Genomic DNA, 21567 nt, shown 5'->3' on the forward strand with positions numbered 1-21567 from the left:
GGACGACAGATCGGGGCTGATGACCGATTGTCAGTGGGGGCTCGTACTGTCGTCCGTATGGGAACGGTGATGTTCGTCGACGAGACGACCAGTGGGAGCCGGGGCGCCGGCTGGGGGCTTGTGATCGACGAGGAGCGGCTTCCGGTGCGCGAGTTGATCCGGCGGCGGATCTTCCAGGAGGTCGCCGAGTACAACGCGGACATGCCGGAGGTGTTCCAGGGGCTCGTGCAGCCCGAGGACGCCGAGCGGGTGCTGAACGGCTACGCGCTGCGCGCGCCCCGCCTGATCGACCCGGAGGCACAGACCGAGCTGGCGCTCAGGGCCTTCGCCGGGAACGGCTTCCTGGTGCTCGTGGGGGAGCGTCAGGTGACCGATCCCGACGAGGAGATCGAGCTGGTCCCGGGCACCGAGGTCACCTTCCTCAAGCTCGTCGCGCTGGTAGGGGGATGACGATGGCCGGCACCAAGACGCAACTGGGGTGGATCCGCTCGAACGCGGCCAAGGGCAACATGGGAGGGCTCGCCACCGACCTCCTCAGGGCCGCACTGGTCAACACCGGCCAATGGGGCAGTGGCTGGAGCGAGATCCTCGACCTGCTGAGCGCGCTCCCCGCCGACCAGCGGGAAAGACTGTCCGGCGCGCTCGCGGAGGGCTATCACACGGTCGGCAGCAGATCGGAACCCCGCAACCACGTACTGACCCTGCTCGCCGCCGTCTCCCACGGCCTCCCGGAGTACCCGCTCGCCGACGAGCGGGCGAGGCAACTCGAGGAACTCGGCCGGCAGAACACCGTCTGGTACGCGGCGCGGATGGACATCCTGGCCGAGGCCGAACTGGCGGCCGGCCGCGACCTGGACCCGACTGTCGTCGCGGTGCTCCGCCGCACGGGCATGGACACCTACCGTCCCAAGTTCGCGGTGGACCTGATGAAGAAGATCACGGAGCCCGTCCTCAACGTCGGCGAGGAATGGGCCGAGCAGGCCATGAGGGACGGCACCGGCCCCGACTGGCAGGCCCTGCTGGCCCACCTGACGACCGCCACCGCCTCCAAGCCCTCCGCCAAGTGGGACGAGCAGGCGCGGACCCTGATCGAAGCCCTCGGCGCCGACCGGGTCCGCGTCGCCGCGCTGTCCTGGCTCGCCCTCGCCGGCGGCCCCCGGACCTTCCCGCTGACCGGCCAGGCCTACGGGTTCGACATCAACAACGCCTACGACCCGTACAACGCCGACGCCCTGCGCGGCCTCGCCTGGCTGGTCTCCCTGCTGCCGCCCCACCCCGACACCGCGCGGGCCCTCGGGGCGCTCGTCGAGACCTCCCTGAAGAAGGTCGCCGGACTGGGCCCGCGCAACCCGAAGGTCGCCAACGCAGGTGTCATCGCGCTGTCCCGCGTCGACGGAGAGGAGGCCCTCGCCGAACTGGCCAGGCTGGCGGCCCGGGTGACGTACAAGGCCACGGCCAAGCTCATCGACGGCTTCCTCGAGGCGAAGGCAACCGCCCTCGGGCTCACCCGGGAGGAGATCGAGGAACTGGCCGTCCCGGCTTACGGGCTCACCGACGTCGGGCAGGCGCGTCACGAGTTCGGCGACAACACCGCGCTCCTCGAAGTCCAGGGCTCACGCGCCGCGCTGAGCTGGCGCAACGCGAGCGGCAAGGCTGTCAAGAGCGTGCCCGTCGCCGTGCGGCGCGACCACGCCGAGGAGCTCAAGGAGCTGAAGGCAGCCGTCAAGGACATCGACAAGATGCTCTCGGCGCAGACCGAGCGCCTGGACCGGCAGTTCCTCGCCCGCCGCACCTGGGCGTACGACACCTGGCGCGAGCGCTACCTCGACCACCCCCTCGTCGGCACCCTCGCCCGCCGACTCCTGTGGACGGTCGACGGCACACCGGCCGGGTTCGCGAACGGCGAGCTGCGCACCCTGGCCGACGCCCCGGTGACGTCGGGTCAGGAGGTCACCCTCTGGCACCCGGTCGGCCGCGAGCCCGCCGAGGTCGTCGCCTGGCGGGACTGGCTGGAGCGGCACGAGATCACCCAGCCCTTCAAACAGGCCCACCGCGAGGTCTACCTCCTCACCGACGCCGAGCGCGCGACGGGCACGTACTCGAACCGCTTCGCCGCGCACTTCGTGCGCCAGCACCAGTTCAACTCCCTGGCCGCCGCCAGGGGCTGGCGCAACAAGCTCCGCCTCTGCGTCGACGACGAGGCGCCCCCGGCCACCCGGGAACTGCCCCGGTGGGGGCTGCGCGCCGAGTACTGGATCACCGGTGACGGCGAGTACGGCGAGGACACCACCGAGTCCGGCAGCTATCTGCGGCTGCGCACCGACCAGGTGCGCTTCTACCCGATCGGCGCCCCGCAGAACTCGGCGCACTGCTACGGCGGCGAGTACCGCATGTGGCTGGGCTCAGGCCAGGACCCCGTCGAACCCCTGCCGCTCACAGAGATCCCGCCTCTCGTCCTGTCCGAAGTCCTGCGCGACGTCGATCTGTTCGTCGGTGTCGCGAGCGTCGGCAACGACCCGACCTGGCAGGACGGCGGCCCCGGTGGCCGCTTCCAGGAGTACTGGACGTCGTACGGCTTCGGTGATCTGAACGAGACCGCGCAGACCCGCCGCGCCCTGCTCGACCGGCTGATCCCCCGGCTGGCGATAGCCGACCGCTGCACCCTGGAGGGCCGCTTCCTGCACGTGAAGGGCGAACGGCACACGTACAAGATCCATCTGGGTTCGGGCAACATCCTGATGAGCCCGAACGACCAGTACCTGTGCATCGTCCCGAAGTCCGCCGCGACCGGCCCCCGGACGGGCTACCTGCCGTTCGAGGGCGACCGGATGCTCGCGGTGATCCTCAGCAAGGCGATGCTGCTGGCGGACGACCTGCGGATCACGGATCCGACGATCCTGAGCCAGCTGTGATCAGGAAGCCGGTTCGGGGCCGCCCGCTGCGAGGATCTCGGCCACGTCGAGGGTGACCTTGGCGCCGAGGGAGTCGGGGAGAGTGACGATCTCGCCGGGGGCGTGGATGCGGTGGTTGCCGTATCCGCCCTCGGCCGGGTCGGTGAGCACGTGGAGGCGCTGGTGCTTGCGGTCGACGATGACGTACACGGGCACGTCGGCGCCGGCGTACGCGGAGACCTTGGTGCGCAGATCGGACTGGTAGTTGCTGGACGTGACTTCCAGGACGAGACGGAAGCAGATGGGGTCGTAGCAGTTGTTCTCGATGTAGCTGTCCCGGTAGTCGGCATCCACCACCGACAGGTCCGGAATCGCGTAGTCCTCCGTGCCACTGGGGAGCTACAGCCCGATCCCCTGGAGCACTCGTGTTCCCGAGGCGTGCAGCCCAGCCGTCAGGAAGGGGACGGTGAGACTGGTCAGGGCCTCGGCGTGAGGGCCGTCCGGCGGCGGGGACGCGAGGATCTGGCCTCCGATGATCTCGACGCGGTAGCCCGGGTTGCGGTCCATGAGACGGTTCGCCTCCGCGATCAGCGGACGGTCGTCGTGGGGCCGCTCGACGGATGCTGCGGACATCGCGTGCCTCCTGTGGGCTGGTGTCGAGAGCATCATCGTAGGACGGGCGGACCGCGCATGCCCCTTTCCTGCCGCCTCACTCGATCGTGGCACGACACGCCGAAGGGCCCCGCTCCAAGGAGCGGGGCCCTTCGGGCACATCGGGGTGACCGTCAGAAGCGGCGCGTGATCAGTGCGCGCTTGACTTCCTGGATCGCCTTGGTGACCTCGATACCGCGCGGGCAGGCGTCCGTGCAGTTGAACGTCGTGCGGCAGCGCCACACACCGTCCTTGTCGTTGAGGATCTCCAGGCGCTGCTCCCCGGCCTCGTCACGCGAGTCGAAGATGAAGCGGTGGGCGTTCACGATGGCGGCCGGACCGAAGTACTGGCCGTCGTTCCAGAACACCGGGCAGGACGACGTGCACGCCGCGCACAGGATGCACTTGGTCGTGTCGTCGAACCGCTCGCGGTCCTCGGCCGACTGCAGACGCTCGCGCGTCGGCTCGTTGGTCTCCTTCGTGATGAGGAAGGGCATCACGTCGCGGTACGCCTGGAAGAACGGGTCCATGTCGACCACGAGGTCCTTCAGCACCGTCAGGCCCTTGATGGCCTCGACCGTGATCGGCTTATCGGGGTTGAGGTCCTTGATCAGCGTCTTGCAGGCCAGACGGTTCTTGCCGTTGATCCGCATGGCGTCCGAGCCGCAGATGCCGTGGGCGCAGGAGCGGCGGAAGGTGAGCGTGCCGTCCTGGTCCCACTTGATCTTGTGCAGCGCGTCGAGGACACGCTCCTTGGGGTCGATCTGGAGCTGGAAGTCTTCCCAGACCGACTCCGCCGAGACCTCCGGGTTGAACCGGCGGATGCGGAACGTGGCGGTGATGTAGGGGGAGTCGGCGAAACCGGGCTCGGGTGCGCCGGCCGCGTCCGCCTTGTCCAGAGTGGGAGTAGCCATCAGTACTTACGCTCCATCGGCTGGTAGCGGGTCTGGACGACCGGCTTGTAGTCGAGACGGATGGACTCGGTGCCGTCGTCGCTGACCTCGCGGTACGCCATGGTGTGGCGCATGAAGTTGACGTCGTCGCGGTTCGGGTAGTCCTCGCGGTAGTGACCGCCGCGGGACTCCTTGCGGGCGAGCGCGGACACGGCCATGACCTCGGCCAGGTCGAGCAGGTTGCCCAGCTCGATGGCCTCCAGCAGGTCGGTGTTGAACCGCTTGCCCTTGTCCTGGACCGAGACGTTGAGGTAACGCTCGCGCAGCTCCGCGATCTTCTCGACCGCCGTCTTGATCGTCTGCTCGGTGCGGAACACCATCACGTTGGCGTCCATGCACTCCTGGAGCTCACGGCGGATGTCGGCGACCCGCTCGGTGCCCGTGGAGTTGCGCAGGCGCTCGACCTGGGACACGACCTGGGAGGCCGGGTCCTCGGGCAGCTCGAGGTAGCCGGCCTTCGCCGAGTACTCCGCGGCCGCGATGCCGGCCCGGCGCCCGAAGACGTTGATGTCCAGCAGCGAGTTCGTGCCGAGACGGTTGGCGCCGTGCACGGAGACACAGGCGACCTCACCGGCGGCGTACAGGCCCGGAACGACGGTGGTGTTGTCCGAGAGGACCTCACCCTGGACGTTCGTCGGGATGCCGCCCATGGCGTAGTGCGCGGTGGGCTGGATCGGGATCGGGTCCGTGTAGGGCTCGATGCCGAGGTAGGTGCGCGCGAACTCCGTGATGTCGGGCAGCTTGGCGTCCAGCTGCTCCGGCGGGAGGTGCGTGAGGTCGAGGTAGACGTGGTCGCCCTCGGGACCGCAGCCGCGGCCCTCACGGATCTCCGTGTAGATGGAGCGGGAGACGACGTCACGGGACGCGAGGTCCTTCATGACCGGCGCGTACTTCTCCATGAAGCGCTCGCCGTCCTTGTTACGGAGGATGCCGCCCTCACCGCGGGCGCCCTCCGTCAGCAGGATGCCCATGCGCCAGATGCCGGTCGGGTGGAACTGGAAGAACTCCATGTCCTCCAGCGGCAGCCCGCGACGGTAGACGGCCGCCTGGCCGTCACCCGTCAGGGTGTGCGCGTTGGAGGTCACCTTGAAGAACTTGCCGGTGCCGCCGGACGCGTAGATCACGGCCTTCGCCTGGAAGATGTGGATCTCGCCGGTCGCGAGCTCGTAGGCGACGACGCCCGCCGAGTGCTTGACGCCGTCGACCTCGACGATCAGCTGGTCGAGGACGTAGAACTCGTTGAAGAACTCCACGCCCTCCTTCACGCAGTTCTGGTACAGCGTCTGGAGGATCATGTGACCGGTGCGGTCCGCGGCGTAGCAGGACCGGCGGACCGGGGCCTCGCCGTGGTTGCGGGAGTGACCGCCGAAGCGGCGCTGGTCGATCGTCCCGTCGGGCGTCCGGTTGAACGGGAGGCCCATCTTCTCCAGGTCGAGGACCGCGTCGATGGCCTCCTTCGCCAGGATCTCGGCGGCGTCCTGGTCGACCAGGTAGTCACCGCCCTTGACCGTGTCGAAGGTGTGCCACTCCCAGTTGTCCTCCTCCACGTTGGCGAGCGCGGCGGCCATGCCGCCCTGCGCGGCGCCCGTGTGGGAGCGGGTGGGGTAGAGCTTCGTCAGCACGGCGGTGCGGCTGCGCTTCGTCGACTCGATGGCGGCGCGCATGCCGGCGCCACCGGCGCCGACGATGACGGTGTCGTACTTGTGGATCTTCATGAGTGGTTGCCTCAGCCCCGTGCCTAGCGGATGTTCGGGTCGAAGGTGAAGATCACCAGCGTGCCCAGCAGAATCGTGAACACCGTGGCGGTGTACAGCAGGCCCTTCAGCCACAGGCGCGTGCCCGCGCGTTCCGCGTAGTCGTTGATGACGGTACGCAGGCCGTTGGAGCCGTGCAGCATGGCGAGCCACAGCATCGCGAGGTCCCAGGCCTGCCACCACGGGCTCGCCCAGCGGCCCGCCACGAAGGCGAAGCCGATCTTGGAGACGCCGCCGTCGAGGACGAGCTGGATCAGCAGGTGGCCGAGGACCAGGACGACCAGGACGATGCCGGACAGGCGCATGAAGAGCCAGCCGTACATCTCGAAGTTGCCGCGGGTCGACTTCGGGGTCTTCTTGGTGCGCTTGCGCGGCGCCTCGATGAACGGGGCCGGGTTGTCGACGCTGTAGGCCGAGTAGTCTCCGGCGCCCTCCACGGGGCCGATGCCGGAAGCGGCGGTGTCAGTAGTGGACATCTGCGTCAGCTCCCGAATACTTCGCGGAATGCGTGACCGAGGACGGGGTAAAGCGCCCCGAACATCAGCACGACCCAGATACCGACGACGGACCAGAGCATCTGCTTCTGATAGCGCGGGCCCTTGGACCAGAAGTCGACGGCGATGACACGCAGGCCGTTGAGCGCGTGGAAGAGAATGGCGGCCACGAGGCCGTACTCCAGCAGCGCGACGATCGGCGTCTTGTACGTGGCTACGACCTTGTCGTAGTCCTCGGGGGAGACACGGACGAGAGCGGTGTCCAGCACGTGTACGAACAGGAAGAAGAAGATGAGGACGCCGGTGACTCGATGAGCCACCCAGGACCACATTCCTTCCCGGCCGCGGTACAGCGTTCCAGCCGGCACGGAAGAACCCTCCGGGAGCGGGGATTGGGGCCGCGCCGGCTTCTCTGTCGGTCGGGCCCGGCCGGGTACGGTCCACCGGCCCCGGCCATCGTAGCGACGTGTTGTCGGAACGCTTACAGCGGCCCTATCAATGTGATCAAACTGGCAATCAATCAGGCACGTTCGGGCTATTCCGGGCGCCGGATATCGGCGATTCGTGGCTGGTGGGCGAACTGGCGAACTGGCGGACGAGTCGGGTCAGCCGGCCGCGGGCCAGTCTGCGCAGCTCGTCGGCGGTGACGACCCGCTCCTCCTCGGGGTCGTTCGCCAGGCGCGACCGGATTCCGACGAGCACCTGGTCGAGGGCCTCCCCCGGAGTGAATTCGTCCAGACAGATGACGAACACATGTCCGAATCTGCTCTCGTATGCGGCGTGCGCGGCGCTCAGCGCGGTGTGGGCGGCGGAGTACGCGCCGTCCGGGAGCGGTGTGAGTGATTCGCCGGCCAGGGCTTCGGCCAGGTCGGCGGGGGTCAGGTCGTACGCCGCCTCGTCGGCCGCGGCCAGCAGCGCGCCGAGGTCCGGGTAGGGGCGGTGGTCGGCCAGACGGTGGACCCAGCGCAGGCTGCGGCAGCAGGTGAGCAGGGCGCGGGTGACCTCTCCGGCGGGTGCGGAGTTGAACCCGTCGAGGCGGACCGGGGACGGAACCGCGCTCTTCTGCTCGGGGAGGGCGACCTGGCCGGGGAGGCGTGGGAGACGGTGCGACGTCAGCGTGGGTCCTCGGCGTGGGGGTGGGACGCGCGACGTCCGGTGAGCGTGACGTGCGTGCGATACGTGTGTTTCGGCAGGGGCGTAAGTGAAAGCTGTGCTGCTCACGCTATCGAGGTGTGTCCGGACCTGTCCGACGGATGCCCGGATTTTCACCCGCACGGGAGAGTTTCGGAGCGTGCGGTGGACGGTCGCGGTGACGGTCGGGGCAGAGTTTGCGGTGGGAGCGGGGAGCCGGTCCGGTGAGGTGTTCCGAAGGGGTGGAAGAGGTGGACACCTCGCAGGGGGAGTACACCTGATGGGGGTACGGCCCGGCGACGGGCCGTGGAGTGGGCGCCGCGAAGCGGGCGTTGTGATGTGAGCGCCGCGAAGCGGGCGCGGTGAGACGAGGGTGGCGGAGTGAGTGGTGGCAGGCGGCGCGCGCCGCGGCGGCGGCGGGCAGGACGGGACGGGCGGGCCAAACTCGTCGCGAGCGGTCTGGCGGTCGCCGGGGTCGTCGCGGTGGCCGTGGCGGTCTGGCCCGACGGAGGCGGGGGGCCGGCCGGAGCGAAGGTGCCGTCCGGTGACCGGTCGGGGGCCGTGTCCGTCGCCAGCCCCTCGCCGACCCGGAGCTACCCCCTCTCCAAGGCGCCTCGCACCATTCCCGCCGTACGTGAGCACACCGCGGCCCACGGTCCCGGCTGGCGCCCGGCCTCCGGTGCCCGGGTGGTCGTGAACGACGACAACCTCGCCGACGAGGGCAAGCTGCTCGCCGGCGAGCTCAAGCTGACGTACGCGGGGCGGACCGCCGCCAGGGCCGGCGACGTGCAGCTCGGCCTCGACAAGGGGAACGCGGGCCCGGAGTCGTACACCCTCACCGTCAGGAACGGCCGGGTCACCGTCACCGGCCCCGCCGAGGCCGGTGTCTTCTACGGCACGCGCACGCTCGAACAGGAGGTGCACGGCGGCGGTACGGCCCCGGAGGGCGTCGTGCGCGACCGGCCCGCGAAGCCGGTCCGCGGGTTCATGCTCGACATCGCGCGCAAGCACTTCACGGCGGCCTGGATCGAGGACCGGGTGCGCGAGCTCGGGGACCTGAAGTACAACCAGCTCGGCCTGCACTTCTCCGACGACCAGGGCTTCCGTATCCAGTCCGACACACACCCCGAGATCGTGTCGCGGCAGCATCTGACGAAGGCGGAGGTGCGCCGGATCGTCGCCCTCGCGAAGAGCAGGCACATCACCGTCGTGCCCGAGATCGACTCGCCGGGCCACCTCGGCGCGGTCATCGCGGCGCACCCCGATCTCCAGCTCCGCAATGTGTCCGGCGTTCCCGTCCGCGGCGCCGTCGACATCTCCAAGCCCGCCGCGGCGCAGATCGTCGACGACCTGCTCGACGAGTACGCGGGTCTCTTCCCCGGCACCGACTGGCACCTCGGCGGCGACGAGTACCAGGCCCTGACGGTGGCGAACCCGGCGGCGTCCTTCCCGCAGCTGGTCACCGCGGCGAGGAGCAAGTACGGGGCGGGCGCGGGCGTCACCGACCTCACGACCGGCTGGCTGAACGACCGCGCCAAGGTGGTCCACGGTCACGGCCGGACGGCACGGGCCTGGAACGACGGCTTCTTCCGCGGGGGCACCGTCCAGGCCGACGGCAGTCTCCGGGTGGCGTACTGGACCGGCAAGGAGATCGGGGCCCGGCAGCCGGTGGAGTACCTGAGCACGGGCCGCAAGGTCATCAACTACAACGACGAGTACCTGTACTACGTCCTCGGCGAACCACAGACCTTCGTCTACCCGACCGGGCAGCGCATCTACGAGCAGTGGACCCCCCTCGTCCTGCGCGGAACCACCCCGGTCCCCGCGAAGTACGACCCCCAGATCCTCGGCGGCTCCTTCGCCGTCTGGTGCGACCTCGCGAACTCCCAGACCCAGGACCAGGTCGCGGCGGGCATCCGCATGCCGCTGCGCGCCCTGACCCAGAAACTGTGGGACCCCCGTACGCCGTCCCTGTCCTGGACCCAGTTCAAGGCACTGGCGGACCAACTGGGCTGAGCGGCCCCGATTCGACGGGAACGGGACCGGTCGCGGGGTGTCGTCGTGCTCGAGCCGACCCGGATGCAGGACCGTAAGGCGCAGGCGGACCCGGTCGCGGCCGACGGCTGACGCGCGCAGAATGTGTACCGGTTCCGGTGCGAGCGTTTGGCCGAAAACCTGTTCATTCGACTCCTCGACCGGCAGGGTGGGATCGCACTGTGACACTCCTGGTCCGTTGCACGCAGTAAGGGGAAGTGCGGGCTCCGTAAGGCAAGGGCGCCCTGTCGAGGCATTTCGAGGGAGTCGCGATGAGTCTGGTGGAACTGATCGCTCGGGCCGACGAGCGAGGTCTGGCAGCCAGTGGTCTGGCTTGTTTGGATCGGTGTGTACCGCTGCTCGGCGGTGACGACGACGTCCTGCGGCCCCTGTGGGCCAGCCTGGCGGAGGCGGACACCTGGGCCGAGTGGGGAGCGCGCCTGGAGGAGGCGCGCGCCAAGCTGGACACGGAGGACCCCGAGCCGGCCGTGACCGACGAGGACCACGCCGCCGAGCTCGCCCGCGGGATGCTCGAATCGGTCCCCGCGAAGCCCTCCGAGGACGAGCTGCGGGCCTGGTCCGACGCCTGTTCGGTCGCGGCGCTCCAGGTGCACCGGTTCCTCGACCACGCCGACGACGCCGAGGCGTGCGTGACGGCACGCCGAGAGGGGCGCACCGAGGGCATGTCCCCACTCGTCGCCGCCGAACTGCGCCGCCAGGTCTCCGTCCTGGAACTGCTCGCCGAGCACGGCAAGGGCGGACTGAGGTTCGCGCTGGACGCGTCGACGGAGGGGCGGCGCGTCCTGCGGGCGGTGGTCTCGCGCCGGGCACGCGGACGGGCCTAGTCCCGGCCTCGCGCAGGGCACGCGGACGGCCTGGTCCCGGGGCGAACGCGCGAGGGTGCGCCGGAGGCGGTATGGCTCCGACGCACCCCAAACCTTGTTCCTGAGGGGTTTGTGTGATCGTTCCGGGGTGGAGATGGCGGTCCTGGGCCGGTGTCGCGAACCCCCGCCCGAACGCGTGACGAATCCGGCCGCCGTCGCGCTCTATCGGGTGTGAACGCAACTCAAGCAACGCGGCCCCCGGCTGCGACCAAGCCCGTTCGCTGGGCGGCCGACACGGTCGCGGTCATGCGCGAGGGCGCCCGGCTGCGCCTCGACTACTCGGCACAGAGCCTGTGGCGCGTGGACCGCGTGATCGACGAGATACGCCGGGACGGCGCCCCGTATGCCGCCGTCGAGAGCGTGCTGCGCGGATTCGGGGCGTACGCCGGTGAGGTGGTCGCCCGTCACGGCGGTGCCGAGTGGTGGGAGACCGGCGGCGAGCACTGGCTCCGTACGCCCGACGGACGGCTGTGGGACCCGATCGAAGAGGCCCGCCGCTGCTACGCGGGCGACGGCTCCCTGCGCCTGCTGTGCCGCGAGGCCACCCGCTGAGGGGTGCCCGGGGTCCCGTCGGCCGGGCGGTGACGGCCCGCGGCGTCCCCCGCCGGTGGCCCGGCCGGTCCGGGCGGAGTGTCTGACGCCCTGTGACATTTCCGTGGGGCCCGACGCTGATGACCATGAGGGTGTCGGCGCGGACGGCCGCGCCGGCAGGCACATTCGGGCGAACTCGGTGCGAACGAGGACAGTGTTGGGCCAGGGAGGGCAACCCCGCCGCGCGCAGCCTTACGACGCGGAACTGGGCGTGGCCGTGGCGCGGGCGCAGGAGGGGGACGAGGTCGCTTTCGCGGCCGCGTACCGGATCGTGCAGCCCGGACTGCTGGGCTACCTGCGCGGCATCGTCGGCGACGACGCCGAGGACGTGGCGTCCGACGCCTGGCTGGAGATAGCCCGGGACCTGGGACGTTTCCGGGGAGACGGCGCGGGGTTCCGCGGCTGGACCGCGACCATCGCCCGGCACCGGGCGCTGGACCATCTGCGGCGGCTGCGGGTACGGCCGCGGGGAACCGCCCTCGAACAGGACGCGATGGACCTGCCGGGCAGGCACAGCACACAGGACGAGGCGCTGGAGAGCCTGTCCACCGAGTACGCCCTCGAACTGCTCGCGGGGCTGCCCCGCGACCAGGCCGAGGCCGTGCTCCTGAGGGTGGTCGTCGGCCTCGACGGGCCGGCCGCGGCGCGGGTGCTCGGCAAGCGCCCCGGCGCGGTGCGCACCTCCGCCCACCGGGGCCTGAAGCGGCTCGCGCGCCAACTCGGCGTCGAGGGTGTGACGGATGACGAGCCCCGGACGCTGGGGGAGTCGGGATGAGCAGGACATCCGGAACGGCCGGCACCGCGCCGTCGTCCGGAACCGTGTTGGCGTACGGCGGAAGGAAGTCGACCGGTGTACGGATGGTGCACGGCGGACGGCCCTCGCGCGGAGGACGGCTGCCGCACGGCGTCGGGCCGCGGTCCGCGGCCGGGGCGCCGGACGGGGTGTCGTCCCGCGGACGCGGGACGTCGTGCGGAGCGCGGGCGTTGTACGGCGCGGAGCGCGGAGCGGAGTCCTGGTACGGCGAGGAGTTGCAGGGCGCAGCGGCAGTGGGAGAGGGAACCGGACGTGGAACCGCACAGGGAACCGGACGCGCAACCGGGCATGGGTGAACGGCACGTCGGCGACGGCGCGGCCTTCGGACCTCGTGTCGCTCCTCCGGCGGACCCCGGCGGCGGACCGGCCTCACTGGAGGGGCTCCTCGCCGCGGCGGTCCGCGGCCCGGCGGTCGACACGGCGGCGCAGACGCAGGCCGTGGCCGCCTTCCGCGCCGCGCGGGACGGCGGCGAGCACACCGCGCGCACCCGGCGGCGGGACGACTGGCGCCCCGAGGAGCAGGGGCGGCCGAGCCGTTCGCTGCGAGCCGTGTTCGCCGTACTGCTGGCCGGTCTGACGCTGGGCGGCGTCGCCGTCGCGGCCATCGGACCGGTCTCCCACGACGCCGGGCAGCGGGACCGGGCCGTGGCCCGTCCCTCCGCCGGCGCCCCCGACGGGTTCCCGGAGGTCGCGGCGCCGGTCGGTTCCGGTGCTCCCGGTGCCGTCGACCCGGGAGGCTCCGTGAGCCGTCCGCCGTGGGCCCAGGACACGGAGGCCCACTGCCGTGCGTACGCGTCGGTGAAGGGCCGGGGCGACGCTCTGGACGCTCGCGCCTGGCAGCGGCTTGTCGCGGCCGCCGGCGGCGAGGACAGGGTCGAGGCGTTCTGCGCCGGACAACTGGCCGCGCGCGCCGGGACGAAGGATGCGCGGGGGGCGGGGAGCGCGAAGGGCGCGGGGACGTCCGGGAAGTCCGGGAAGACGGACGGGACGCCGGCTTCGCGGAGCCTGGCCGCGACGCCGAAGCCGGCGAAGACCAGGAGCGGGCGGTAGGAGCGGAGCGGCCGCGACAGGCGGGGCGGGCGGGGCCGGAAGGCCACCGGGCCGGGCGCAGCGGCTTCGGCGGGGGCGGGGCGGCCGCGAGGGCGACGGGCGTGTCCGCCGGGTGGCGGCAGGCGTCTCCGCCGATGGCAACGGCCGGGGCCGCCACCCCCCACAGGAGAGGCCCCGACCGTCGCGCGGCACGGGCCGCGCGGCGACCCGTACTCTCTACAGCGCCGTGACTGCGTTTTGTGTCACACCTCGCACGGTCACCGCGTAGTTGCACGTTGTACGAACATGGACGGGGAGCTGTTTCAGGCCGTAACGTGCCTTTCGCGCCGGTGCGGGGGAAGAGGACGACCGCAACCACGAGGGGCCTGGGACCACGACTGTGCGGTCTCGGGAACCACGACCACGTGGGGCCTGGGACCAGAACCGCGTGGGGCGGCAGACCACGACCACGCGGACCTGAGACCACAACCGTCCATCGAGGAACGCACGACGGCGAGAACCCGGTCCGCGAGAGCGGCACCGGTCGAGGCGCAAAGAGGGGCGCGGGGGTGCTGGGGGACGACGCGGAGCTGACCGCCGCGGTACTTGCCGCACAGGACGGGGACGAGACCGCGTTCCGGACTGTGTACCGAGCTGTGCACCCACGCCTGCTCGGATACGTTCGAACGCTGGTCGGTGAGTCGGACGCGGAGGACGTCACGTCCGAGGCCTGGCTCCAGATCGCCCGTGACCTGGACCGCTTCAGCGGGGACGCGGACCGCTTCCGCGGCTGGGCGGCGAGGATCGCCCGCAACCGCGCGCTGGACCACATACGGATGCGCGGGCGCCGGCCCGCGATAGGCGGCGACGAGACCGAACTGACCGGCAAGGCGGCCGACTCCGACACCGCGACCGAGGCCATGGAGGCGCTGTCCACCGGCAGCACCCTCTCGCTCATCGCCCAGCTCCCGCAGGACCAGGCGGAGGCCGTCGTCCTGCGTGTCGTGGTCGGCCTCGACGCCAAGTCGGCCGCCGAGACCCTCGGCAAGCGCCCCGGAGCCGTTCGGACGGCCGCGCACCGGGGTCTGAAACGGCTCGCGGAGCTGCTCGGCACCGATCCGGAATCCGTCGGCGCGCTCGACGCCGTTCCCCCGCAACGAGGTTCCCGCACCCGTGCGGTGACGTCCGCCGGTGTGACGCATACGCGTTCGCGGGCGCAGAAGGACATGTGATGGCCGACGAGCAGTACAGGTGGCTGGACCGGGACGCCGCGGAGCGTCTGCTGAACGGGGAGCCGCCGAAAGCCGTCGACCCCGGCACGCGTGACCAGGTGGACCGCCTCGTCGCGGCCCTTGGCGCACTTGCCGTCGAACCCGAGCCGACCAGCGACGAACTTCCGGGCGAGGCCGCCGCGTTGGCCGCGTTCCGCAAGGCGCGCGCGGACGGCGACAGTGCCGCCGCGCAGCTCGGCCACCGCCGCGCGCGCCCCGGCGCGCACGCCGCGGACGCCGGTCTCGTACGGATCGGACGACCCGCCGCGCACGGACGCCGGACGCGCTGGGGACGGCCCACCCGGTTCGGGCTCGCCGCGGTGCTGGCCGTCGGGATGCTCGGCGGGGTCGCCGTCGCGGCCGGAACCGGAGTGCTGCCGACCCCGTTCACCCGTGAACACCCGGGCCCGGCCGCGACGGTCACGGCCGTACGGACCCCGGACCGTCCGCTCGTCTCGGCCTCTCCTTCGCCGTCACCCGGAGTCTCCGGCGGAAACGGTGCCGTGGTGCCGGTGCCTGACGGTCCGTCGGGCACACCGTCCGAGGACGCCTCCTCGTCCGCGGGAACCGACTACGCGAGTGGTCTGCCACGTCCCGACGACACCGGGAGCGCCGACCGCACCCGCGAGTGGTGGTCCCGCACGCGTTCGTACTGCCGTGACGTCCTCGACGGCAAGGACCTCGACGCGGACCGCAGACGCGTCCTGGAGCATGTGGCGGGCGGCGGCGCCCGGGTGAGGCTGTACTGCGCGGGCGTCCTCGGCCGCGGATCGGGCGGAGGCACCGGCGGCGACGGTTCGGACGACGGCGGCGAGCAGGGGTCGGGGCACGACTCCGGCCAGGGCGATCAGGGCGATCAGGGGGACTCGGGTGGCGGTGACGACGACGGCCATCACATAGGGCCGGGCGGCAACCATCCCCGGGACAACGGTGTCAGCGCCCCGTCCGTACGGCGTCCGGGACTGACTCCGCTCCTGCCGGCCGCTCCGACGCGGCCCCCGCTGCCGAGCGCGACGCCGAGGACGACGCCCGGCCCGTCGGCCGGCACGTCTTCGTGAGCGGCCGTTTCCGCGGGCACTGATCGGGCGACGGGCTTCCCGGCCGACACGCTGTCGTGCCGTCAGTCCTGTCGCCGACACGCTGCCGCGCCGTCAGCTCCTTGGCGGATGCCCCGTCAGGCTGTCAGCCGTCCGGCCCGACGCGCCCCGACACCTATCTGACCTGCACTTTCGTGTTTCGTTGAAAATTTTATTGGCTGGGTGTGACGTTTTCGGCCGCCGCGACGCAGTACGTGATGAGCCGACTGGTCATCGGCCGTAGCACGGAGCCGGGGTTCCCCCCGTACCCATGGCTCTGTGCAACTGGCGCGGGCGGGACACGTTCCCCCGGTCCCGCCCGCGCCCCACTCTCTCTCCCCTCGCGCAAGGCCCGTCACCAGTAGACGACGACCTTGTCGCCCGTGCGGACCTGCGCGAACAGCGCCGCCACCTTGCCCTCGTCCCGCACGTTGACGCAGCCGTGCGAGGCGCCGTAGTAGCCCCGGGCCGCGAAGTCCGAGGAATAGTGCACCGCTTGGCCACCGCTGAAGAACATCGCGTACGGCATCGACGTGTGGTAGATCGTCGACACATGGTGGCGCGACTTGAAGGAGACGCTGAACACCCCTTCGCGGGTGGGCGTGTACTGCGAACCGAACCGGACGTCCATCTCCGAGACCGTCCTGCCGTCGATCATCCAGCGCAGGGTGCGGCTCGTCTTGCTGACGCACAGCACACGGCCCTTCATGCAGCGCGGGTCGGGCTTCGCGGCCGGCTGCCCGCCGTACGGAAACAGCTCCCAGGCGGCCGGTTCGTGCGTCATCCTCCGCAGCCGCTGCCAGGTCACGGCGTCCAGATCACCGGTGCGCGGCAGCCCCCGCTTGCCCTGGAACCCCTTCACGGCCGCGACCGTCCGGGCGTCGTACGTCCCCGTCGGCGGGGTGATCAGCCAGGCGACCTGGTGCAGCCGGGCCTGCGCCCTGCGGATGTCGTCGCCCCGGTCGCCCCGGGACCAGAGGACCTTGGCGGGCTCGGCGGCGGGCCGGTCCTGGTCCTTCCCCGCACCCGTGGAGCCGGACGTGCCGTCCTCGCCCTTCGAGGGGGAGGCGGGCCTGCCGTCGTCCTTCCCCCTCGCGCCGGGAGGCGAGCCGGCCGAACCGGCGATCCTCACCGGCGGCTTCTTCCCTTCCGCGTCCACCGCGTGCGCCGTGCAGCCGCTCACCACGGCGAACGCCGCGAGCGCGGCCAGTGATCTCTTCAAGCCGGTCGTACGCATCCGTACCCCTGTTCCACCCGTCCTGTCGTGCACATCAGGCCCCCGTCCCGCCGTCGTGTCACCTGAGATGCTCCCCGCGGGTGACCGGTTGCGAACTGGGCGGCATGTTGGAAGAGAACCACGGAACGAGCCGCCGCACGGCGGAAGAGCGGCGGGAAACGAGCTCGCGGACGAGTCCGTGGGCCACGTCCCGGCGCGGGTCCCTCCACCGGGTGCGCCCCGGCCGCTAAAGTCCGTCGCCGAGGCCGAATTCCTGTCATCGGGCCGCTTCACGGGAGGCACAGCAATGGCGCGCGAATCCGAGTCCGGACTGCCCATCGAACCGGTCTACGGCCCCGAGACCCTGGACGGCTGGGACCCGGCCGAGAAGCTGGGCGCGCCGGGCGCGTACCCCTTCACCCGCGGCGTGTACCCCTCGATGTACACGGGCCGCCCGTGGACCATGCGCCAGTACGCTGGATTCGGCACGGCCGTGGAGTCCAACGCCCGCTACCGGCAGCTCATCGCCCACGGCACCGCGGGCCTGTCGGTCGCCTTCGACCTGCCCACCCAGATGGGCCACGACTCCGACGCCCCGCTCGCGCACGGCGAGGTCGGCAAGGTCGGTGTGGCCATCGACTCGGTCGACGACATGCGTGTCCTGTTCGCCGGGATCCCGCTGGACAAGGTCTCCACCTCGATGACGATCAACGCGCCCGCCGCGCTGCTGCTGCTCATGTACCAGCTCGTCGGCGAGGAACAGGGCGTCTCCGCAGACCAGTTGACGGGGACGGTCCAGAACGACGTCCTCAAGGAGTACATCGCCCGCGGCACGTACATCTTCCCGCCCAAGCCCTCCCTGCGGCTGATCGCGGACATCTTCAAGTACTGCGGGGCCGAGATCCCGAAGTGGAACACGATCTCGATCTCCGGCTACCACATGGCCGAGGCGGGGGCCTCTCCCGCACAGGAGATCGCGTTCACGCTCGCCGACGGCATCGAGTACGTCCGTACGGCCGTCGCCGCCGGCATGGACGTCGACGACTTCGCCCCCCGCCTCTCCTTCTTCTTCGTCGCCCGTACGACGATCCTGGAGGAGGTCGCCAAGTTCCGTGCGGCCAGGCGCATCTGGGCCCGGGTGATGCGCGACGAGTTCGGCGCGAAGAACCCCAAGTCGCTGATGCTGCGCTTCCACACCCAGACGGCGGGTGTCCAGCTCACCGCGCAGCAGCCCGAGGTGAACCTCGTCCGGGTCGCGGTCCAGGGCCTCGCCGCGGTCCTCGGCGGCACCCAGTCGCTGCACACCAACTCCTTCGACGAGGCCATCGCGCTGCCCACCGACAAGTCCGCGCGGCTGGCCCTGCGCACCCAGCAGGTGCTGGCCTACGAGACGGACGTGACGGCGACGGTCGATCCCTTCGCCGGCTCGTACGTCATCGAGAGCATGACCGACGACGTCGAGGCGGCGGCCGTCGGTCTCATGACGCGGGTCGAGGACCTGGGCGGCGCGGTCGGGGCCATCGAACACGGCTTCCAGAAGGGCGAGATCGAGCGCTCCGCCTACCGGGTCGCCCAGGAGACCGACTCCGGCGAGCGCGTGGTGGTCGGCGTCAACCGCTTCCAGCTCGACGCGGAGGAGCCGTACGAACCGCTGCGCGTCGACCCGGCCATCGAGGCACAGCAGGCCGAACGCCTCGCCCGGCTCCGCGCCGAGCGCGACCAGGAGGCCGTCGACACCGCCCTCGCCGCCCTGAAGAAGGCCGCCGAGGGCACGGACAACGTCCTGTACCCGATGAAGGACGCCCTGCGCGCCCGCGCGACGGTCGGCGAGGTCTGCAACGCCCTGCGCGAGATCTGGGGCACGTACGTACCGTCGGATGCCTTCTGACTCGACGGTGACTGACCGGCGAGACGCCTCTGCCCGTTGTCGTAGCCGCGTGCGACACTCGCTCTCATGCTTGGTGTCATCGATCTCCCCACCTATCTCGCGGGTCTTGTCCTGATCGTCCTCCTGCCGGGACCGAACTCGCTGTACGTGCTGTCCGTCGCCGCCCGCAAGGGCGTCCGTACGGGATATACCGCCGCCGCGGGTGTGTGGTGCGGGGACACCGTGCTGATGACCCTGTCCGCGGCCGGTGTGGCGTCGCTGCTCCAGGCGAACGCGGTGCTGTTCAGCATCGTGAAGTACGCCGGTGCGGGATATCTGACCTGGCTGGCGGTCGGGATGCTGCGCGCCGCGCGGGCGATGTGGCAGGCCCGGCGGGAGCCGGTCGCCGAGAGCGCGGAGACCGAGGCGGTGGCGGGGGAGCGGCCGTTCCGGCGGGCGCTGGTGATCAGCCTGTTCAACCCGAAGGCGATCCTGTTTTTCGTCGCTTTCTTCGTCCAGTTCGTCGACCCCGGCTATGCCTACCCGGCCCTGTCGTTCGTCGTGCTCGGCGCCTTCGCACAGCTCGCGAGTGTCCTCTACCTGACCGCGCTGATATTCAGCGGTACGCGCCTCGCGGCCGCCTTCCGCCGGCGCAAGCGCCTCTCCGCGGGCGCCACGACGGCCGCAGGCGCCCTCTTCCTCGGCTTCGCGGTCAAGCTCACGCTCGCCAGCGCCTAGCCGGGGACCGCGCAGCCGGCGCTCAGCCCCACCCGGGCCGCGTACTCCTCCAGGCCCCGTGCGTCGGTGCCCGCCCAGCCCACGTACCCGTCGGGGCGGACGAGGAAGACCCCGGTCCCGTACCGCTCGTGCGATCCGATCCGGGCGGTGCGGGCGCCGGGGAGCACCGGTGTCTCCGCGACCGGGCCGACCGTCAGCAGGGTCCAGTGCGGTCCCCGGAACACGTCGAAGAGGCGTACGCCGTCCACGGCCGCGTCGGGGGCGCGGTCGCCCGCCCGAAGGTCCTCGTCCGACAGTCCCGTGCGGGTCTCCACCGCGAGGGAGGAGCCGCGGTAGCCGAGCCCGAGCTGCCGGGTCGCGCCGCCGCGGCGGGCCTCGCCGCGGTGGATCCGGGTGGACAGGCCGAGCATGTCGGCGGCGACGGGGAGCCGCTCCTCCTCGTAGGTGTCGAGGAGGGACGCGGGAGCCTCGCCGCGCAGGACCGCGCCGAGCTTCCAGCCCAGGTTGTAGGCGTCCTGGACACTGGTGTTGAGCCCCTGCCCGCCGGCCGGTGAGTGGATGTGCGCCGCGTCTCCGGCGAGGAGGACCCGCCCGGCACGGAAACGCTCCGCCAGCGCCGCGCGCGGCCGGAAGTCCGAGGCCCAGCGCACCTCGGTCACGGCCTCGGGCGAGAGATGGGACCGTGAGGCGACGGTCTTGCGGACGCCGTCGGGGGACAGGTCGACGTCCGTGCCCTCCGGGAACTGCGCCACGACCTGGAAGTCCTCCGTACCGGCGAGCGGGCAGATCGCCAGGAAGCCGCCGGTGTCCTCACGCGGCGGGAAGACATGCCAGTTGTCGCGGTCCAGCCCGGTGATCCGTACGTCCGCGACGAGCGTCGGGTGCGGGTCGACGGCCTCTCCGGCCATGGCGATCCCGAGCGCGCGCCGTACGGCTGAGCGGCCACCGTCGGCGGCGACGACGTACCGCGCGCGGACCGGCGCGCCGGAGGCGAACCCCACGGTCACGCCGTTCTCGTCCTGGGCGGCCGTGATGACCTCACGGCCGAAGTCGACCTGGCCCCCGAGCTCCTGAAGCCGCGCGAAGAGGATCTCCTGCGTACGCCACTGCGGCACCATCCACGGCGCGTTGTACGGCGAGTCGTCGCTCGGCTCGGCCGGGTCGAACATCTGGTGCTCGCCCACGCGCTCACCGTCCTGCCAGATCATCCCGACCGGGTAGCCGCCGCCCGCCGCGTGGATCGCGTCGAGGACGCCGAGGTCGTCGAAGACCTCCATCGTGCGCGGCTGGATCCCCTTGCCCCGGGAGCCGGGGAACAGCCCGTCGGCCCGCTCGACGACGAGCGCGTCGACTCCGCGCCGGGCGAGATCGGCGCCGAGGGCGAGACCGGTGGGGCCGGCGCCGACGACGAGTACGTCCACATCCGTGTTCACGTCCACAGCCATCTCCTTAACGCTGTTAAGTTCCATGCCGCGAGCATGCCCTTAACGGCGTTAAACTGTCAAGTGTGGTTACCCAGAGACCCCAGCGGTCCCCCAGGCTGGACAAGAAGCAGGTCGTCGAGACCGCCCTGCGGCTGCTCAACGAGACCGGCCTCGACGGCCTGACCCTGCGGGCCATCGCCAAGGAGCTGAACGTCCAGGCGCCGGCGCTCTACTGGCATTTCAAGAACAAGCAGGAACTGCTCGACGAGATGGCCACGGAGATGTACCGGCGGATGGTCGACGCCCCCGGAGCGGCGGAGGGCGACGGCTGGCGGGAGCGGCTGCTCGCCGCCAACCGCGGACTGCGCGCCGCCCTGCTGAGCTACCGCGACGGCGCCAAGGTCTTCAGCGGTTCACGCTTCACGGGCACTCTGCACGCCGTCGAGATGGAGCGGACCCTGACGCTCTTCACCCGGGCGGGATTCACCCTCACCCAGGCGGTCCGCGCGACGTCCACCGCCTACGCGTACACGATCGGCTTCGTCACCGAGGAGCAGGGCGTCCAGCCGCTGCCGGGCGAGCGCCGCGAAGGGTACGACATGGACGAACGAGCCCGCCGCATGGCCGACTTCCCCCTGTCGGCCGCGGCGGGCGCGGAGATCTTCGAGGGCTACGAGCGGCACTTCGAGGAAGGGCTCGGCCTGATCGTCGCGGGCATCGAGGCCCGCTACGGAATCGGCTGAGCCGGC

At 71.1% G+C, this 21567-nt stretch carries 19 protein-coding genes and 1 pseudogene; 12 read left to right on the plus strand and 8 right to left on the minus strand.

The genetic code is table 11. The annotated features are described in order from the left end of the window. The first annotated feature begins 57 nt into the window (after positions 1-57). Both OG485_RS26585 and OG485_RS26590 read left to right on the plus strand, forming a co-directional pair. Positions 58-450 (plus strand): hypothetical protein, encoded by a 393-nt coding sequence (locus tag OG485_RS26585; RefSeq protein WP_328671044.1) that lies wholly within the window; start codon positions 58-60, stop codon positions 448-450. Further along, entirely contained in the window at positions 447-2912 is a 2466-nt protein-coding gene (locus OG485_RS26590; RefSeq protein WP_328671045.1) for a DUF4132 domain-containing protein, read from the plus strand. Before OG485_RS26585 ends, OG485_RS26590 begins: the two co-directional genes overlap by 4 nt. On the opposite strand, the pseudogene OG485_RS26595 reads toward OG485_RS26590, so the two are convergent. The 6 genes and pseudogenes from OG485_RS26595 to OG485_RS26620 form a co-directional block, all read right to left on the minus strand. Beyond that, positions 2913-3524 (minus strand): annotated as a pseudogene (locus OG485_RS26595) (Uma2 family endonuclease). It lies immediately after the preceding gene. Between the two features lie 152 nt (positions 3525-3676). Then, positions 3677-4456, minus strand: coding sequence for a succinate dehydrogenase iron-sulfur subunit (locus OG485_RS26600; RefSeq protein WP_326785911.1), 780 nt, complete (start codon positions 4454-4456; stop codon positions 3677-3679). Continuing rightward, a complete protein-coding gene (gene sdhA / locus OG485_RS26605; RefSeq protein ID WP_328671046.1) occupies positions 4456-6210 on the minus strand; it encodes a succinate dehydrogenase flavoprotein subunit in 1755 nt (584 codons plus the stop codon). Before sdhA ends, OG485_RS26600 begins: the two co-directional genes overlap by 1 nt. Positions 6211-6233: 23 nt before the next feature. After that, complete coding sequence (locus OG485_RS26610; protein ID WP_328671047.1) at positions 6234-6725, minus strand: succinate dehydrogenase hydrophobic membrane anchor subunit; 492 nt, start codon at positions 6723-6725, stop codon at positions 6234-6236. A gap of 5 nt (positions 6726-6730) precedes the next feature. Beyond that, positions 6731-7111, minus strand: coding sequence for a succinate dehydrogenase, cytochrome b556 subunit (sdhC, locus tag OG485_RS26615; protein ID WP_078943667.1), 381 nt, complete (start codon positions 7109-7111; stop codon positions 6731-6733). A gap of 148 nt (positions 7112-7259) precedes the next feature. Then, on the minus strand, positions 7260-7859 hold the full coding sequence (locus tag OG485_RS26620; protein ID WP_328674663.1) for a 2-oxo-4-hydroxy-4-carboxy-5-ureidoimidazoline decarboxylase: 600 nt from the start codon (positions 7857-7859) through the stop codon (positions 7260-7262). 396 nt (positions 7860-8255) lie between these two features. On the opposite strand from OG485_RS26620, the gene OG485_RS26625 reads away from it, so the two are divergent. From OG485_RS26625 to OG485_RS26655, 7 genes are all read left to right on the plus strand, one after another. Continuing rightward, a complete protein-coding gene (locus OG485_RS26625; protein ID WP_443048765.1) occupies positions 8256-9890 on the plus strand; it encodes a beta-N-acetylhexosaminidase in 1635 nt (544 codons plus the stop codon). A 290-nt stretch (positions 9891-10180) separates the two neighbouring features. Further along, the gene (locus OG485_RS26630; RefSeq protein WP_328671048.1) at positions 10181-10753 is read left to right on the plus strand and encodes a hypothetical protein; all 573 of its coding nucleotides are present in this window, start codon (positions 10181-10183) and stop codon (positions 10751-10753) included. 210 nt (positions 10754-10963) lie between these two features. After that, positions 10964-11344 (plus strand): hypothetical protein, encoded by a 381-nt coding sequence (locus OG485_RS26635; protein ID WP_328671049.1) that lies wholly within the window; start codon positions 10964-10966, stop codon positions 11342-11344. A 196-nt stretch (positions 11345-11540) separates the two neighbouring features. Next, entirely contained in the window at positions 11541-12158 is a 618-nt protein-coding gene (locus tag OG485_RS26640) for an RNA polymerase sigma factor (protein WP_328671050.1), read from the plus strand. Between the two features lie 291 nt (positions 12159-12449). Next, positions 12450-13247 carry a hypothetical protein gene (locus OG485_RS26645; protein WP_328671051.1) on the plus strand — a complete coding sequence of 266 codons (798 nt, stop codon included), beginning with the start codon at positions 12450-12452 and terminating at the stop codon, positions 13245-13247. A 548-nt stretch (positions 13248-13795) separates the two neighbouring features. Next, the gene (locus tag OG485_RS26650; protein ID WP_328671052.1) at positions 13796-14458 is read left to right on the plus strand and encodes an RNA polymerase sigma factor; all 663 of its coding nucleotides are present in this window, start codon (positions 13796-13798) and stop codon (positions 14456-14458) included. After that, the gene (locus OG485_RS26655) at positions 14458-15555 is read left to right on the plus strand and encodes a hypothetical protein (protein WP_328671053.1); all 1098 of its coding nucleotides are present in this window, start codon (positions 14458-14460) and stop codon (positions 15553-15555) included. Before OG485_RS26650 ends, OG485_RS26655 begins: the two co-directional genes overlap by 1 nt. 373 nt (positions 15556-15928) lie before the next feature. On the opposite strand, the gene OG485_RS26660 is transcribed toward OG485_RS26655, so the two are convergent. Then, positions 15929-16810 carry a L,D-transpeptidase family protein gene (locus OG485_RS26660; protein ID WP_328671054.1) on the minus strand — a complete coding sequence of 294 codons (882 nt, stop codon included), beginning with the start codon at positions 16808-16810 and terminating at the stop codon, positions 15929-15931. A 286-nt stretch (positions 16811-17096) separates the two neighbouring features. On the opposite strand from OG485_RS26660, the gene OG485_RS26665 reads away from it, so the two are divergent. Continuing rightward, a complete protein-coding gene (locus OG485_RS26665) occupies positions 17097-18677 on the plus strand; it encodes an acyl-CoA mutase large subunit family protein (protein WP_328671055.1) in 1581 nt (526 codons plus the stop codon). Positions 18678-18743: 66 nt separating this feature from the next. After that, entirely contained in the window at positions 18744-19394 is a 651-nt protein-coding gene (gene leuE, locus OG485_RS26670; protein WP_328671056.1) for a leucine efflux protein LeuE, read from the plus strand. On the opposite strand, the gene OG485_RS26675 is transcribed toward leuE, so the two are convergent. Continuing rightward, complete coding sequence (locus tag OG485_RS26675) at positions 19391-20827, minus strand: FAD-dependent oxidoreductase (RefSeq protein ID WP_443048943.1); 1437 nt, start codon at positions 20825-20827, stop codon at positions 19391-19393. The two genes, leuE and OG485_RS26675, sit on opposite strands and share 4 nt — an antisense overlap. Positions 20828-20901: 74 nt before the next feature. Between OG485_RS26675 and OG485_RS26680 the strand changes: the two genes are divergently transcribed. Then, positions 20902-21561, plus strand: coding sequence for a TetR/AcrR family transcriptional regulator C-terminal domain-containing protein (locus OG485_RS26680; protein WP_328671058.1), 660 nt, complete (start codon positions 20902-20904; stop codon positions 21559-21561). Positions 21562-21567 lie beyond the last annotated feature (6 nt).

Origin of the sequence: Streptomyces sp. NBC_00328 (assembly GCF_036139655.1) — a bacterium.
Taxonomy (GTDB): domain Bacteria; phylum Actinomycetota; class Actinomycetes; order Streptomycetales; family Streptomycetaceae; genus Streptomyces.

What these genes read in the sequence shown, in the direction of transcription:
- leuE (WP_328671056.1), top strand. Translation starts at nt 18,744, where the DNA reads ATGCTTGGTGTCATCGATCTCCCCACCTATCTCGCGGGTCTTGTCCTG.
- OG485_RS26665 (WP_328671055.1), top strand. Translation starts at nt 17,097, where the DNA reads ATGGCGCGCGAATCCGAGTCCGGACTGCCCATCGAACCGGTCTACGGC.
- OG485_RS26630 (WP_328671048.1), top strand. Translation starts at nt 10,181, where the DNA reads ATGAGTCTGGTGGAACTGATCGCTCGGGCCGACGAGCGAGGTCTGGCA.
- OG485_RS26590 (WP_328671045.1), top strand. Translation starts at nt 447, where the DNA reads ATGACGATGGCCGGCACCAAGACGCAACTGGGGTGGATCCGCTCGAAC.
- OG485_RS26655 (WP_328671053.1), top strand. Translation starts at nt 14,458, where the DNA reads ATGGCCGACGAGCAGTACAGGTGGCTGGACCGGGACGCCGCGGAGCGT.
- sdhA (WP_328671046.1), bottom strand. Translation starts at nt 6,210, where the DNA reads ATGAAGATCCACAAGTACGACACCGTCATCGTCGGCGCCGGTGGCGCC.
- OG485_RS26585 (WP_328671044.1), top strand. Translation starts at nt 58, where the DNA reads ATGGGAACGGTGATGTTCGTCGACGAGACGACCAGTGGGAGCCGGGGC.
- OG485_RS26600 (WP_326785911.1), bottom strand. Translation starts at nt 4,456, where the DNA reads ATGGCTACTCCCACTCTGGACAAGGCGGACGCGGCCGGCGCACCCGAG.
- OG485_RS26610 (WP_328671047.1), bottom strand. Translation starts at nt 6,725, where the DNA reads ATGTCCACTACTGACACCGCCGCTTCCGGCATCGGCCCCGTGGAGGGC.
- OG485_RS26660 (WP_328671054.1), bottom strand. Translation starts at nt 16,810, where the DNA reads ATGCGTACGACCGGCTTGAAGAGATCACTGGCCGCGCTCGCGGCGTTC.